This window comes from Gluconacetobacter azotocaptans (genome assembly GCF_014174355.1).
Classification (GTDB): Bacteria; Pseudomonadota; Alphaproteobacteria; order Acetobacterales; family Acetobacteraceae; genus Gluconacetobacter; species Gluconacetobacter azotocaptans.
On sequence record NZ_JABEQF010000022.1, the window covers coordinates 26,044 to 40,488 of the forward strand.

The 14,445-nt window shown below is 59.9% G+C and carries 19 protein-coding genes and 1 tRNA gene; 5 read left to right on the forward strand and 15 right to left on the reverse strand.

Going from position 1 to position 14,445, the window contains the following annotated elements; genetic code table 11:
* Window positions 1-10: 10 nt before the first annotated feature.
* From HLH34_RS17780 to HLH34_RS17810, 7 genes are all read right to left on the reverse strand, one after another.
* Window positions 11-2,221, reverse strand: a complete 2,211-nt coding sequence (locus tag HLH34_RS17780) for a relaxase/mobilization nuclease domain-containing protein (RefSeq protein WP_373318561.1) — start codon at window positions 2,219-2,221, stop codon at window positions 11-13.
* Between the two features lie 79 nt (window positions 2,222-2,300).
* Window positions 2,301-2,954 (reverse strand): lytic transglycosylase domain-containing protein, encoded by a 654-nt coding sequence (locus tag HLH34_RS17785; RefSeq protein WP_183120905.1) that lies wholly within the window; start codon window positions 2,952-2,954, stop codon window positions 2,301-2,303.
* A gap of 4 nt (window positions 2,955-2,958) precedes the next feature.
* Window positions 2,959-3,294: a DUF736 domain-containing protein gene (locus HLH34_RS17790; RefSeq protein WP_183120906.1), complete on the reverse strand. Its 336-nt coding sequence runs from the start codon at window positions 3,292-3,294 to the stop codon at window positions 2,959-2,961.
* The gene (locus HLH34_RS17795) at window positions 3,278-3,883 is read right to left on the reverse strand and encodes a S26 family signal peptidase (protein ID WP_183120907.1); all 606 of its coding nucleotides are present in this window, start codon (window positions 3,881-3,883) and stop codon (window positions 3,278-3,280) included. The genes HLH34_RS17790 and HLH34_RS17795 overlap by 17 nt, the downstream gene beginning before the upstream one ends.
* A complete protein-coding gene (locus HLH34_RS17800; RefSeq protein ID WP_077813555.1) occupies window positions 3,880-4,395 on the reverse strand; it encodes a DUF2840 domain-containing protein in 516 nt (171 codons plus the stop codon). The genes HLH34_RS17795 and HLH34_RS17800 overlap by 4 nt, the downstream gene beginning before the upstream one ends.
* Window positions 4,392-5,510 carry a replication initiator protein A gene (locus tag HLH34_RS17805; RefSeq protein WP_183120908.1) on the reverse strand — a complete coding sequence of 373 codons (1,119 nt, stop codon included), beginning with the start codon at window positions 5,508-5,510 and terminating at the stop codon, window positions 4,392-4,394. Before HLH34_RS17805 ends, HLH34_RS17800 begins: the two co-directional genes overlap by 4 nt.
* Entirely contained in the window at window positions 5,511-5,780 is a 270-nt protein-coding gene (locus tag HLH34_RS17810; RefSeq protein WP_183120909.1) for a helix-turn-helix transcriptional regulator, read from the reverse strand.
* A 197-nt stretch (window positions 5,781-5,977) separates the two neighbouring features.
* On the opposite strand from HLH34_RS17810, the gene HLH34_RS17815 reads away from it, so the two are divergent.
* Complete coding sequence (locus HLH34_RS17815; protein WP_183120910.1) at window positions 5,978-6,634, forward strand: hypothetical protein; 657 nt, start codon at window positions 5,978-5,980, stop codon at window positions 6,632-6,634.
* A 216-nt stretch (window positions 6,635-6,850) separates the two neighbouring features.
* Here HLH34_RS17815 and HLH34_RS19845 read toward each other — a convergent pair whose 3' ends face one another.
* The 7 genes from HLH34_RS19845 to HLH34_RS17845 all read right to left on the reverse strand — a co-directional run bounded on the left by HLH34_RS19845 (window position 6,851) and on the right by HLH34_RS17845 (window position 11,510).
* Window positions 6,851-7,021, reverse strand: coding sequence for a transcriptional regulator domain-containing protein (locus HLH34_RS19845; RefSeq protein WP_373318562.1), 171 nt, complete (start codon window positions 7,019-7,021; stop codon window positions 6,851-6,853).
* 273 nt (window positions 7,022-7,294) lie between these two features.
* The gene (locus tag HLH34_RS17825) at window positions 7,295-7,735 is read right to left on the reverse strand and encodes a hypothetical protein (protein ID WP_183120911.1); all 441 of its coding nucleotides are present in this window, start codon (window positions 7,733-7,735) and stop codon (window positions 7,295-7,297) included.
* Complete coding sequence (locus tag HLH34_RS17830; protein ID WP_183120912.1) at window positions 7,732-8,691, reverse strand: BPSS1187 family protein; 960 nt, start codon at window positions 8,689-8,691, stop codon at window positions 7,732-7,734. The genes HLH34_RS17825 and HLH34_RS17830 overlap by 4 nt, the downstream gene beginning before the upstream one ends.
* Window positions 8,692-8,767: 76 nt before the next feature.
* Window positions 8,768-9,349 carry a DUF2285 domain-containing protein gene (locus tag HLH34_RS17835; protein ID WP_183120913.1) on the reverse strand — a complete coding sequence of 194 codons (582 nt, stop codon included), beginning with the start codon at window positions 9,347-9,349 and terminating at the stop codon, window positions 8,768-8,770.
* A 1-nt stretch (window position 9,350) separates the two neighbouring features.
* Window positions 9,351-9,902, reverse strand: coding sequence for a transcriptional regulator domain-containing protein (locus HLH34_RS19850; RefSeq protein WP_373318563.1), 552 nt, complete (start codon window positions 9,900-9,902; stop codon window positions 9,351-9,353).
* Between the two features lie 7 nt (window positions 9,903-9,909).
* Complete coding sequence (locus tag HLH34_RS17840; RefSeq protein ID WP_183120914.1) at window positions 9,910-10,590, reverse strand: DNA methyltransferase; 681 nt, start codon at window positions 10,588-10,590, stop codon at window positions 9,910-9,912.
* A 203-nt stretch (window positions 10,591-10,793) separates the two neighbouring features.
* A complete protein-coding gene (locus HLH34_RS17845; RefSeq protein WP_220792249.1) occupies window positions 10,794-11,510 on the reverse strand; it encodes a DUF2726 domain-containing protein in 717 nt (238 codons plus the stop codon).
* Between the two features lie 137 nt (window positions 11,511-11,647).
* Between HLH34_RS17845 and HLH34_RS17850 the strand changes: the two genes are divergently transcribed.
* The 4 genes from HLH34_RS17850 to HLH34_RS17865 all read left to right on the forward strand — a co-directional run bounded on the left by HLH34_RS17850 (window position 11,648) and on the right by HLH34_RS17865 (window position 14,378).
* Window positions 11,648-11,857 carry a hypothetical protein gene (locus HLH34_RS17850; protein WP_244960035.1) on the forward strand — a complete coding sequence of 70 codons (210 nt, stop codon included), beginning with the start codon at window positions 11,648-11,650 and terminating at the stop codon, window positions 11,855-11,857.
* A gap of 101 nt (window positions 11,858-11,958) precedes the next feature.
* Entirely contained in the window at window positions 11,959-12,282 is a 324-nt protein-coding gene (locus HLH34_RS17855) for a type II toxin-antitoxin system HigB family toxin (protein ID WP_166116241.1), read from the forward strand.
* Window positions 12,272-12,652, forward strand: coding sequence for a helix-turn-helix domain-containing protein (locus tag HLH34_RS17860; protein ID WP_102324111.1), 381 nt, complete (start codon window positions 12,272-12,274; stop codon window positions 12,650-12,652). Before HLH34_RS17855 ends, HLH34_RS17860 begins: the two co-directional genes overlap by 11 nt.
* Before the next feature lie 28 nt (window positions 12,653-12,680).
* Window positions 12,681-14,378 (forward strand): recombinase family protein, encoded by a 1,698-nt coding sequence (locus HLH34_RS17865; RefSeq protein ID WP_183120918.1) that lies wholly within the window; start codon window positions 12,681-12,683, stop codon window positions 14,376-14,378.
* Here the strand turns inward: HLH34_RS17865 and HLH34_RS17870 are convergent.
* A tRNA-Met gene (locus tag HLH34_RS17870) sits at window positions 14,335-14,411 on the reverse strand. The two genes, HLH34_RS17865 and HLH34_RS17870, sit on opposite strands and share 44 nt — an antisense overlap.
* Window positions 14,412-14,445 lie beyond the last annotated feature (34 nt).

Genomic DNA, 14,445 nt, shown 5'->3' on the forward strand with positions numbered 1-14,445 from the left:
TACCCAGACCTTACAACCCCAATCCTCTTTGCTTCCCCAACTGCCACGATACTGATCCACCCTGCACTATGCCCGTCACCTCCCGACCGAGGTGACGCTCGATCACAGGCCGCCACGGGACCAGCGTGAACTCATGGGATTTCTCGACGATGGCGAACTTCCCGCTCGATAGCTGGGTGGTGCCGGTGAATTTGCCGCTGACCGTCTCGCCGTCAGCGCCCGCCCGAAACGGCATGGACTTCATTGCCGCCAATTCCGCCCCGATACGGGCAACCTCCCGATCCTGAAGTGTGGCGATCAGGTTGCGCCGATAGCTGACGCGCCCGTCCGGCCGGCGGATCGCATCCCCCTGCCCGATCAACCTCTCCCGCCGCTGTTCCATCGCTTCGCGCACCTGTTCCCCGAAGCCGACAGGCACCAGATCGGACACCGCACCTCCGATCAGCCGCCGGTCGAGCCAGGTCGCGCCATCCCCGCCGATCTGCCTGTCGAGGTCGAAAGTCGACAGGACACGAATATTGGCCCTGCCGCCCCTCCCCGCATCGTGGGCAGCAGCACGGGTGGCGAAATCCTCGTGAATACGCCACTGATCGGCGTCGATCCGTTCGACGATACCGGCCCGCCGCAGGGCCTCCAGCCGTCGGACATGGGACGCGACAAAACCGTCATAGTCTCCACCCGGCACGCGCCCCTCGAACCGGGCCTGTTCCAGATGACGGCTCGGCCGATAAACACCTTCCTCGGCCATGACGGCAATCACGCGATCGGAGGGACGACCTGCGCTGTCAGGCGGGCCAATCTCGACAATGCTGCCAATTCGCGCCTCAGCGACACGAGCCGGATCGATGTCGGCGACATGATGCGTGCGGCCATCGATCCCATCGACCACCAGCGTCAGTTCCTCGCCCAGTTCGTCCGACAGATGCTTGTCGATGACGCGACCGACGATCTGCGTCGCCGGTGCTGCATCATGGATCGCAAAGCTCATCGGGTCGCGCTCGGCGCCCTCCGCCCGGAGTGCCTTCTGCATCGTGCGGATGATGTCGCCGCGCTCGCCCATCTCGCGCAGCGTCGGCTCCAGCCGCTCGCTCAGTTCCCACACACCTGGCGCATGTTCCGTGGCGAGGGTCATATCTCCCAGCTTGCCAAGACGGCGCAGGCGCAGCGTCCGATCCGCCTGGCCGCGCGGATCATCAGGCTCGTGGCGCACATCGAGAAACCGGCCGTCGGCCTCCGCGAGTATCGCCCGATCGATGCGGGTAAAACGATCCTGGTCGATTTCGGCGACCAGCTTGCGACGTTGCTCGATCTCGGTGACGGGGCCGAGTTCCAGCGTCACCAGTTCGCTTGCCCGTTCGCGGATGCCGTTGGCAAGGTAGTCGCCATTGATGACCAGATCCTCGCCCAGATCGTCACGACCGTTGACGACGACATGCACATGCGGGTGGCCGGTGTTATGGTGATTAACGGCAACCCAATCGAGCTTCGTGCCGAGATCGGCTTCGACCTGGGCCATCAGGTCGCGGGTGTAGCCCGTCAGGTCGGCAAGATCCCCGGCATCCTCCGGTGAGACGATGAATCGGAACTGATGGCGGTCATCACGGCCGCGATCGAGAAAGGCATCGCCATCGGCACGGTCTTCCGTCCCCGAATAGAGTCGTCCTCGCTCACCATCGCGAGCGGTGCCGTCGCGCTGGATATAGCGGAGATGGGCGGCGGCCTTGCCATTCCGTCCGGCGGCACGAACGGAACGGGATTTGACGATGAGGCGACGGCTGCCTGGTCGACGATGGCTCCAGCCATTCGAGAGGTTCCGGGCGCGCACAAACGTCGCTCCGCGTCCGCGTCGCACACCACGTCCGGACGCGATGCTTCCGTCCCCCTTCGGCGCATGTCCGGGACCGCCGCCTCGGGGGCGTCCGCTCCCACCGGTCGCCGCCTGCTGCTGGCGCGTGACGGTCCGCACCCTGGTCAGGAAACTCCTGGCACGACCGACCTTCGGCGTGTCGGCGCGGATACGGCCCAGCCTCGGGCGGAACCGGTTGTCGTCGCCCGCGCTCACGACCGCCGATCCATCCAAAACTGCCAGAAACAGGCAAGAGTGCCGCAAAAAACGGGGCGGAAACTGACTTCGCCGCCTGTCGCGGCACCATACCCCCTCAAAGGGGGTGCCACCCAAAACAATGTGCAGACAAGGGCTTGCCCTGCGGATCGGACCCATGGGGTGCCGCCCGCTTTAATCTTGCGCTCCCTCTTCTGCCCTCTCTCCGCCTCTCCACCTCCTGCCCTGCACATCGCCATCATGGCCGCGATCCCATGCCGCCACCCGCGACGAACAGGCCATCCGATCGCGGCAGAATCCCCGACATATCGCGCACAGACGCGCCCGCTGCATTGCGATCCGGCTGCACGATAAAGAGCGGCGCACGGGTCCAGGCAAACCGATCGGCCGCCGCGATCATGACGGGAGCGTCGACGCCACCTGCGATGGTCGACGCAACGGAAGCGACATAGGCGCGTGTTTCCGATGGGAGCGGACGACCCTCCAGAGATGCCTCGTAGCGATCGGGACCGGCGTTATAGGCAGCGAGAAAACCCGGCGAACCGTAGCGGTCATGCAGTTCACGGAGATACGCCGCACCGGCCAGAATGTTGTCGCGCGGATCGTAGGGATTGCGACCGAGATGATGCCGGACGCGCAGAGCCGCCCATGTGCCGGGCATGATCTGCATCAGCCCCATCGCGCCTGCCGATGAAACCACACCCGGATCACCTGCACTCTCCGCCCCCATGACGGCCCTGATCCATGTCGCCGGAATGTCGAAACGCCGCGCAGCCTCAGCAACCTCGGCGGCATACGGGACGTCGATTGTCTGCGCCGATACAGCAACCGGCACCATGGACACGAGACATCCCGCTGCCAGCAGACACGCGATCCGGGTCTGATTGCGCATGGGGTCAGTCCCGCCCATCGCGCTTCGGCGGCCGGTTCCAATGCAGCGACCAGATGCCACCGTCGCTGCCATCACGAAACAGATTGGCGCGCAACGGCTGCGGCAGAAGCGGATCGTCGATCAGCACGGCGACGTAATCGCCGGCCCGCTCGCCCGTGCGTTTCCAGCCGGCACCGATCTCCGGACCATCCTCGTCATCGCGATGGATGCGATAATCCGGTGCGTTGTCGGAGTCCGATCTCTCGGTCAGCACGATGACGATCTCATAAGAGCCGAGGAAGGTCTGGATGCGCCCGACAAAACCGATCTTGTCGCGCGTGAAGCTACCGATCTGCGGCATGGGAAGTCTCCATAGCGATGTTGGGAAGGGGCGGCGTCGGCCTGTCAGCGAACAGGCCGCGCCAGACGAAATGACCGTTACCGCGCGCGTCGGTGTAGAGCGGCATCGCCCGCCCGATCACGGCGGCGCGCGGGAGCGGGCCGAAATAGCGACCGTCCAGGCTGTCGTGGACAGACGGGTTCATGAGGAAAATCTGATCCGGTGCGATGCGGCGGCAGCCCTGCCAGACCGGCAACATACGCCTGCGCCGGTCACGGTCCTGTGCCTCGCCCAGCCGCACACCATCCACGGTGACGGTACGGCCGACACGGCAGACCTGTTGCCCAGGCAGCGCCGCCACAGACTTGAGCAGCGGCACGTTCCGCCCGATATAGCCGCGCCCGACCATGAAATCGGCCAGCGGTTTCGGCGGCCTGACGGCGACCAGATCGCCGACCTTCAACCCGTTCGGTGCGGTAAGGTCGTAGAGGCCGAGGGGCGTGCTGGCAGAGGCATTCCAGAGCAGCTTCACCGGCACGGGGACGATAGCGGCGACGGCCACGCCCATCGCGGCAAAATACGTCGCCATGACATAACCGAAGCGGGTCATGGCACGATCTCCCGCCGTCTGAGCCAGGCCCGATGACGTGCCGTCGTGTAGGGGCGCGGTTGCTCACCCGCGTTCAGCCGGTTGCCGACATGCCGCCAGTGATCCAGCGAAACCGCGCAGGCGTCGATGCCGGCCTCTTCCACCGCATCGATATGACGGAGCACCTGTTCGACCTTCGGCCAGCCTGCAACCCGCAACAGGATTTCGGCGCCCGGCCGGACGAAAGGCACCGTCTGGCAGGGTTCTACCGGCACCACGGCGCGCAGGATGTCGATGCGCGATGCGATCGTGCCGAAATCATTGGCCGCCCAGCGGACGAAAGCGAAGACGCTACCGGGATGGAAGGAAAAGATCCGGCGGCGTCGGTCGAGGATCTGTTCCTGAGCCTCTTGGCCGAACCTGATCCAGTTCTCGACGCGCTTCTCGATGTGGGTCAGTTCGACATAGGTCAATGCGTCACGGGCAAACGGCAGGGCGTTGCCCAGCGCACGGAATGTTATGGCGCTGGTCATGGCCCATCTCCCGGCATGGGAGAAAGACCACACGTGTGCGGATCGCCCGGCCTGTCGGCGGCACCGGCACCACGGTCGACATCCGGTCGCCCCAACATTAAAAAGTTAGAGTCTAAGTTAGACTCTAAGTTAAGAGCGCGATTCCGCGTTTCAGGCCAAAGGCTTAGCTGGGGTTCGTGCGCCTGAAATCCCGATAGTGATGCGCCCGAAGTCCCGATAGTCCCTGCGCCCGAAATCCCGTGTCCATCCGCACCGTCATCCACAGGCACTGTGGATAAATTGACGGGGCGAATATGCAGCAGTTTCCGCCGCCCCTCGCGCCGGATCGCGAGGCGATAACCGGGAAGCGACTGGCGGGCAGCGATGCGCCGCAAATCGAGTGCAAAGTCGGAGACACGCGCCAGGCTGCCGGATTTTTCATGGAGATGCGCCATCTCGAACAGCCAGCCCTGCGGCTGATGCCCGGCATGTTTGCGGGCGACGCGGTAGAGCCAGCGTTCGATGCCGCCGGTCAGACGGAAATAGGCCGGGTCGATGGTCAGGACCAGCGAGCGGTCGATGACGCCACGATAGAACCAGTCGGGCAGGACGCATTCCATACCCTCGACACGCCCATCTCGGGTCACCCGCTCCTCCCATTCGTTGATCCAGGAGAACTGGTGCCGACGCCAATGTTCGCCGTTGCGAATGGTCGTACGAACCACGGTCGATTGCAGGCGGGCGAACGCGGCCTTGATCAGCCGGTAGTCCCGTGCGCCCGTGGCACGACCCACGGCCATCAGAAGCTGGTACGGAGTGAAACGCAGGAAGCGTGATGTCCGGAGGCCACTATTCTCCGCTTCGACAATCTGCGAGGCGGCCCAGATCAGCACGTCAGCATCCCAGATCGTCGCCATGCCGTGTTCGGCGAGGCCATGAATCTCGACGCGCTGACCCCCAGCCTCATAGAGGATCGGCGCGACCCGCTTTACCTTGGAGAGCGAGAAGAACGGCCGCTCCATCAGGTCGCGCTGATCGCGGGGACTGGCATCGCCCCCCGCGATCACGAAGGGATCGAGGCGGAGCCGCTCGCTCTCCCGCGCATGCTGACCGCGCGGTGGCATGACGCCGGCCATTCAAAGGGTCGCTTTCTCGGCCGGGGTCAGTGGGCGGGCAGGAAAGACCCGGCAAGGTGTCACGTCGGTGGTAGACCTGCGGACACCGTTCTCGACCCAGCCCTGGAGGTCGTCGAGGGCATAGACGATGCGGCCGCCGATCTTACGATAGGTCGGACCGGTGCCGTAGGTGCGGTGCTTTTCCAACGTACGGATGGAAATGCCGAGGAAGCGCGCCGCATCCGGCGTGCGCAGGAAACGGGGCGGCAACCCCGTCTTGGGATCGAGCATGATCGAGCCTCCGGTTGGGTTCGGCGGCTGTTGGTGACAACAGCGGGCCATGGTGAACCGTGGCGGAGGATCGGCGGGATGGAGAGTGCCGGAATTGAGTGGGATTGATTCCGGCACCCTTATCATGGATGCTACTCTCATGGATAATAAACACGATCTGATATTCCAGTATTCTACGCGCCATACAGGAGAGTTCTTTGGAATACCCTAAAAGTTATAAAATTTTCATCGACAAGCGCTGGTCTTTAGAAGATCTCTACAAGTTTCCCCGAGCTTATGAACAGGTCTATTTCGCTTTTGAAGCCGTCCTTCCGTCACCGGATGAAGTGACGGATGAACGAATAGAGCGCGCTTTTCGTGCGTTTCCATGGCAAGGGGGATATAGTGCTGTTAGCTTTTATAATCAGCTAAAGTACGCAACGCCCCCCAAAAGACGTCCTCTGATCCAGAAAATGCAATATGCCTCTCCAGGCTATATTGAACTTCTTTTGAATCTTCCACTTGCCGTACAGATAGCTGGCGTAGTTGGTAGTGTCGCTGCATCTATTGGAGCATGCAACAAAACTTACAATGCCATTCATACAGATCTTCAAAAACGCAAACTATTGCGCATGGACGTCGAAAAAAAGAAAATAGCATTAACCAAAGAACAACTAGAGTTAGTTACCTTTGCCAACGAAGAGATAGCAAAAATTCTTGACCTTCCCTCAACTAAAGCCATTCTAGAAAGAACAAACGATCCATTGATATCACTTAAAATATTACTTAGTATTTATAGGAGAATAAGAACTCTTTCTGAATATAAAATCAATGGAAAAGCGGAACTTCCAGAAATTATAGAATTCGACGAATAAAATTCAAAACTGTAGATTACTTTTAATCTCCCTGAGACAAGCGAAACGGATAGCGCAACAGATCGCGACAACCTCCCCGAATATAATACCGACCATCGGCAACGATCTGGCGGACCTGGTTTCTTCGAGGATCATTGCCCCAATCGGCCTTCCTGCCTTCGCACCGGGCAGAACCTCGGCGAGCTTGCGATAGCTCGCGCCAGAGCCGTCCGACCGTCAAACGCTTGGAGCATCAGGATATGCGGGTCCTGTGTCTGTCGCGGGAAATTGCAAACCCCATCGTTCGGAAAAGGCTTCGCTGCCCCCAAACTTCGGAGCCGGAAGCTTTTTCGTTCGCTGGAACGCCCGACGGTAATCGTCATCGCCTCGAAGATATTCCCAGACCATGCCGGCGGCAGTTATATCTTGTGCATGTTCGTAAGCGTCCGGCGACTAACAATCTGATCTCGGCACCGCATTACCTTTCCTCTTGCGTCTGTTTCTGGCAGCAGGACAATCAGGATGCACAAAGGGAAAGATTTTTGAGACTGTATTTGGAGATATGTCGATCTCGTAACGCGATAGCACGACGTTATAGCGTTCTTCCGCGCCTGCCAGAATACTTTGTTCGACGGGCATTCACCCGGCGAACGACATCTCCCCAATCATTAGTACTATCCTTTATTTACCTATAACTTCCTCAATATCTTTCACAACAAAACGAACTTTCGTCGTTCCCCTTGTCGGGGCATATGTTAGTGACCCGACCGCAGTAACTGGCTTACCGACGAGATCTGACAACGCTACCCTCGCTTCCGGACCAGTAGAACCAGCAACCATAGACTTTTGCACAAGAACAATGTCGAAATATTTCTGGTTGGTGACAGGCGTATCGATTTGGCTGCCACCGCCGATATCGACCGGACTATTGATCTCAAGTCGCAGGACTTTACATTCAGGAGCCATACGCTGCCCTTCAGAGGCAATACAGGGAACGCGCTGTATCGAACCGTGAACGCTGACTGTCGACGGTTCGTAGCTTAAAAATTCTCGGGCATTCAGGCTGGAAACAGGCACAACCCCAAGGATGACAGCCAGTATCCCGCTTGTATATGTATTCATGGCGCAGAGTCCTCGTCTCGACCACGTCCATCCCCCAACATCAGATCCCACAAGGGCTTCTCCATGAATGAACCATTGGGGGTTCTCGGCGTACAGCCAAGTTCAGCAACAGCCCAGTGGTTGGGCAGATAAAGACCTGATCCAGGCTTACATTGTGCTGCGTCAGTAACCAATCGAATATGATCAGGGGAGATACCGAGAGCGGCGTAGGTCTTCTGCATCCATTGCGCGTTCGCTTCGCGAGCCGAGTACATCCCCCACCAGCGGTCAGCGGGCGTAGCTGAAGGCGAAGAAAGCCACGAAGCAACACTATTGGTCGCTTGATAGTGGTCCCAGGGACTGGAAAGAAGGATTACTCGCGCGACAGTTGTTGTTTTCGCAAAAAAAGCAGCCAGGCCAGCACCTTGAGAGAACCCTGAGACAGCAATATTCGCCCACCGAGGCTGTCCCTGATCGAGATATTGATCCCAATGCTCTGCTGGCCACTTACGATGAAGATACCGCAACATTGAAGCCGTGCGGGCTACCAGCCCCTCCGGTGTGGAAACATTTAATCCTTTCATAGGAGCCCCACCGAAAATCTTGGCTTTGCGATAGTCTGAAAAACATGGATCATTCGATTGATCACACAGCAGTGTCCCTGGTGGATTATAGACATAATCAATCATAATAACGCGATAGTGATGTTCCAGGGCATCGGCAATAAAAGGAATATTGGGTGTCTGACGAAAGGATTGGGCACCTCCAAAAAATACAAGAAGGCGACCATCTTCGCTAGCATTCTTCATATATCCTGCGACATTTCGTGCGTCGCTTTTGACAATACCAGAGTCAGTATCACTTGGATCAACGTCATGCTCTACGATTTGACTGGACCAGTCGTCAGCCATTCCGTTTGTTGGCCATATAAAGAAAACAGACAACAGAATAAAAATGCCTTGTATAAAATGACGCATACTGGCCATTCCTATTCCTTGATTAAGATGGATAATTTAGCATAAATGCAACGACAAACACTGAGACACAGAAAATTCATTCATGAATTGAGGGCGGCCGGCATCCTGACCTCCCGGTTGAATGTAAACGATCAGACAGACGGATCGGATAACGCAACAGGTCACGGTAGCCTCCTCGAACATAATAACGACCATCGGCGACCAAGCGGCGGACCTGGTTCTTACGCGGATTGCTGTCCCAGTCCGCTTTTCTGCCCCGAAACCCGAGCAGGGCTTCGGCAAGCTTGCGATAGCTCGCGCCAGCCGCCCGCCCGTCAAACGCCCGGAGCATCAAGATATGCCGATCCCGTGTTTGTTGCGGGAAATCATGCGCCCATATGCCTTCAGACCGACCGACCAGCGCGCGCCATAAACGCAGCACGGCCTCCGCGCGAAGCTCCAGCAGCTTATCAAGCGGCAGGATGACGACATAGGTGGCACGTCTATCTGCCGGACGTGTCGGAAGCCAGAACTGATGTGCCGACGCGCCGGGCTGCCAGAAACCGTGCCACGCATCACCGTCATCCAGCCGTGCGACGAGATCCGGTAATGCTGCGAGATTGATCGGCATGTCTGCCGGGCCATCCGCATCTGCAAGAGCCGCACGCAGTTCGATCATGTCAGGCGAGAGTTCCGGTATCCAGAAGACAGGCGTGCGGCCGGCAGGTACCGCCGGATCGACAGGGAAATCGTAAACCCCATCGTTCGGAAAAGGCTTTGCTGCCCCCTGGCTTCGGAGCCGGAAGCATTTTCATTCGCTGGAACGCGCGACGGTATTCGTCGTCACGTCGAAGATATTCCCAGGCCATGCCGGCGGCAGCTATGTCTTGTGCGTGTTCGTAAGCGGCCGGCGACTGCCAATCTGACATCGGCATCGCGTTACCCTTCCTTTTGCGCCTGCTTCTGACAGCAGGACAATCAGGATGCGCAACGGGAAGATTTTGTGCAGACTGCATTTGGAGATATGTCGATCTCGTAACGCGATCGCACGATATTATGTCGCTCTTTCGCACCTGCCAGAATAGTTCGCGAGCCGGGCACTCGCCCGGCGAGCTGTGCTTATTTTCCATCTTCCCGCCGCCGATCCGCGAAGTCGGATCGGCGCAAATTTGTGCGAACAGACAGGCCAAGGAAGGGGGCACCGCAGAACCGAATTGTCGGCCCTGCGGCATTCATCCCCTATGCCGCTATTTTCTTCGCCGCGTGCCAGGCCAAGCGCCGGGTCGCCGTTGCCACGTGGTCTGCGTCCAATTCCATCCCCAGCCAGTCACGCCCGAGATGCTGCGCCGCCATCAGCGACGAACCCGAACCACAAAACGGGTCCAGCACCAGGCCACCAGCCGGGCAGAACGTATCCACCAGAGGAAGCAGCGCCGCGACGGGCTTTTGCGTCGGGTGCAGTTTGTTCCCGGAATACGGCATGTCGATCACATCCGGCACCGGCTGGCCGGGCCGCTTTACGTTCCCTTTCGCCAGAAGGTAGGCGCTTTCGTGCTCGTACCGCAGAAAACCAGAAGATGAGGCATAGGATTTACGAAACACGATATGCCCGACCATGCGAAACCCGGCCGCTTTCCACGCTTCTGCAAACAGGTCGATCTTGTTCCACCCGTAAAAACTGACGGCAAGACCACCCCATTTCAGCACACGGTGCATCTGATTGACCGCCGGACGGAGCCAGCGCGCATTATCGTCGTTGCGAACCTTCCGCCCGTCCCTGCCCTGATAGTTCACCAGGTAAGGCGGATCAGTCAGAATGAAATCCACCGAATTGCGCGGCATTACCCGCATCAGTTCCACGCTGTCGCCGTTGAGAATGGTATTGCGGAAATCGGTCGCCGTGTTCGTGTTGCCAGTCATGGTCTTTGCCCTTTGTTCCGCGAGGAACAGCCCCCGCTGTTCCTCTGCCTCGCGGCGAGCAGCGGGGTAGCAACAGCAAGGGCGACCGATGGGGAGGGGTATCGCCCGGTCTGCACGGAGCGGCGCGCAGGAAGATCGGGGACACCCCATCGGGCGGCGTCAGCCTGCTGACGCGCACCCTTGCTGGCGCGAGGGCGGAGCCCTTAGCCTGTTTTTACCCTGAGAGCCGACCCGGCTGCCTCGGAAATGGCAGCCATGACTTGAGGTTTGGCCATCTTTTCGGGAATTTCGAGCAGCGGGATACCGGCCTTCTGCAAGGCCAGACGCTTTACCGCCATGCGGTCATCCGCATCGCCGGACAGGTCGTGGCCTGTGCCATGATATTCGATCACCAATACAGGCAGCCCATAGCGATCAATCAGCAGGAAATCAACACGCTTGCCGCTATAGGAGCTGAAAGCCTGCTTCTGACGCGGATCTTCCGGGTCGTAAGTCGTTCTGATGAACCCACCCATCGAAACCTCGAAGGCGAAACGCCAGTCGGGCTGATATGTCCTGATCCACTCGTCGAGCGCGTAGAGTACCTGCACAGCCTCCTTGTTGACGGGCCGGACGGCGCGCAGGCTGCACTGACTGATGAAATGTAGCTGATTCTGCGTGTTGGACAGATCGTTGTCCTGAAAATACTGCCGCCGACGCTCTGCCTCCTTCTTCTGGTCAGCGGCCTGTGTTTCCAGCGTAGCAATCCGACGGCGCAAAGACGAAACTTCTGTATCGCGTCCAGAGATCTGACGATCCAGTGTCTGAAGTCGAGCATTCCTTTCGGCAATCTGCTGCCCGGCCTGTGCCAGGTTGGCCGTCGCGCGCCGACCCCGGATATAGAATCCAAGGGCGTATCCAATCGCCAGAAGAATGATCATTTTTTCCACGACCGATAAGCCTCCCTTTTCTGCGCGATCACCGCCGATTACCGCATGGGGTGCCGCACGGTCTTCTCAAATCCCCTTGTCCTGTCCTTCATCATTCCTGTCGCCCCATGACCGGGAAGGTGGACAGGATGGCACGCAGACCCGACAGGATCAGGATCGAGGTGTTCGGCCCCGCCAGTGAGGCGGAAACGGCCGAGGAAGCATTCCGCCCGTCCAGTGACACCATCCGGTCCCTCGCCCGCCTGATCGGCCGGCAGATGGCTCGCGAGCAGTTTGAACGTGCCCGCGCCCTGGAGCGGAAACAGGCCCGGCAGAACCGATCCGGCCCCATGCGGTAGCTTCCCCTCCCCGGCTGCGTTTTCCCCGGCGAACGACCCCTCGCCAGGCAGTCGTGCATTTTTCTTGTGACCATTATGGTCCCGTGATATAAGGTCAGTCAATGAGGATCATCGCCCGACGCACGCTAAGGGAGTTCGTCGACAGTCTGGCGGGTCAGAAGGACCAGCCGGCCGTCAAGGCGGCGCTGGACGCCTGGTTCGCCGAAGTCGGCAAGGCTGCCTGGACAAGCACCGCCGATGTGAAGCGGCTCTACGCCACGGCCAGCATCGTCAGCGCCGAGCGGATCGTCTTCAACATCAAGGGCAACGCATATCGCCTAGTCGTGGCGGTCGATTTCGAGAAAAGCATTGTCTGGATCAAATGGATCGGCACGCACAAAGCGTATGACAGGATCGACGTGACGGAGGTGGAACATGACGGCTGATCTGAAGCCCATCCGCAATGAGGCGGATTATGACGCGGCGCTCGAAGAAGTCGGGCGGCTGTGGGGAGCGAAGAGCGGCACGCCAGACGGCGACAAGCTCGACGTGCTGGCAACGCTGATCGACGCCTATGAGGCGAAGCACCATCCGATCGACCCGCCCGATCCTGTCGAGGCGATCCGCTTCCGCATGGAACAGCAGGGCCTCACCCGTAAGGATCTGGAGCCGATGATCGGCCCGCGCAACCGGGTGGCCGACGTGCTGAACCGCAAGCGCGGCCTGTCGATCGATATGATCCGCCAGTTGCATGACGGCCTCGGCATCTCGGCCGAGGTGCTGATCCGGCCCAGCCGGATGGACAAAGTCGCCTGATAGGAAACACCGCCCAAGGAACATGTCCATGACCCGCGTCGCCCTGTATGCCCGCTATTCCTCCGACAACCAGCGCGAGGCGTCGATCGAGGACCAGTTCCGCATCTGCCGGGAACACGTCAAGCGCGAGAAATGGAAGGTGGTCGGCGCCTACAAGGACGCGGGCATCTCCGGCGCCAGTATGATTCTGCGCCCCGGCATCCAGACCCTGTTGCAGGACGCCCAGGCCGGACGGTTTGACATCGTGCTGGCCGAAGCGCTGGATCGCATCTCGCGCGACCAAGCCGACGTCGCCACCCTGTTCAAGCACCTGAAATTCGCCGGCGTGCCGATCGTCACCCTGGCCGAAGGCGAGATCAGCGAACTGCATGTCGGCCTCAAGGGCACAATGAACGCATTGTTCCTCAAAGACCTCGCGGCCAAGACCCATCGCGGTCTGCGCGGCCGGGTTGAGGACGGTAAATCCGGCGGCGGCCTGTGCTACGGCTATCGCGTCGTCCGCCAGTTCGATGCCAAAGGCGAACATATCCGGGGCGACCGCGAGATCGACGCGCATCAGGCGGAGATCGTCCGCCGCATCTTCCGTGACTTCGCCGCCGGCATTGGTCCGCGCGCCATTGCCAAAGCTCTCAACGACCAGGGCATCGCTGGCCCGGAGGGCAAGCTATGGAGTGACACCACCATCCGGGGCCATGTGAAGCGCGGCACCGGCATCATCAACAACGAGTTGTATATCGGTCGACTGGTCTGGAACCGGCAACGGTACGTCAAAGATCCGTCGACGGGCAAGCGCGTCTCGCGCCTCAATCCAGAGTCAGAATGGGTAGTGACGGAGGTTCCCAACCTGCGGATCGTCGATGACGCTCTCTGGCAGGCTGCCAAAGCGCGACAGAGCATCATCGCCGAAAAATACATCAACGTCACCGAGGCCGTGAGGGCGCATCACAAGCGCAACCGGCTGAATGGCACACGTCGGCCGAAATCCCTGCTGTCGGGCCTGCTGTTCTGCGGGCTGTGCGGTGGTCCCTACACGCTACGGGGTTCCGACCGTTTCGCCTGCTCCAGTCATGTGACGAATGGCTCCTGCACCAACAGTCGGACGATCCCTCGCCCCGACCTGGAACGTCGCGTGCTCTCCGGTCTGAAGGACCGGATGATGGCGCCGGAGATCGCGGCCGAGGCAATGCGTGCCTATGCCGAGGAGACCAATCGTCTCAACCGCGAGCGTCGGTCCAACGCCGATGTCTGGCAGGTGGAACAGGCGAAGGTCGAGAAGCAGATCCGGGGCATCATTGAAGCCATCAAGGCAGGAATGTTCCATCCCAGCATGAAGGCGGAGATGGACACACTTGAAGCGCGTAAGGCTGAACTGGCATCCCTGCTGGCCGACGTTCCTGACGACGTGCCGGACCTGCTGCCGAGCGCTTCGGCGATCTACGCCCGCAAGGTCGGCCGTCTGACCGACGCCCTCAATCGTCCCGAGGAACGGCTGGAAGCCGCCGAGGCGCTGCGGACGCTGATCGAGAAGGTCGTGCTCACACCCGGCCCGAACCGTGGCGAGGCCGACGCGATGCTGTATGGGGAACTGGGCACGATCCTGAGTTGGATCGAGCGGCAAGCTATTGGAACGGCTGAAAAAAGAAACACTCCCGGAGCTTTGCTCACGGGAGTGTCGGTATCAGTGGTTGCGGGGGCAGGATTTGAACCTGCGGCCTTCAGGTTATGAGCCTGACGAGCTACCGGGCTGCTCCACCCCGCGGTGGTGTAAGGTGGACTGGAAGACCTGGCGGCGA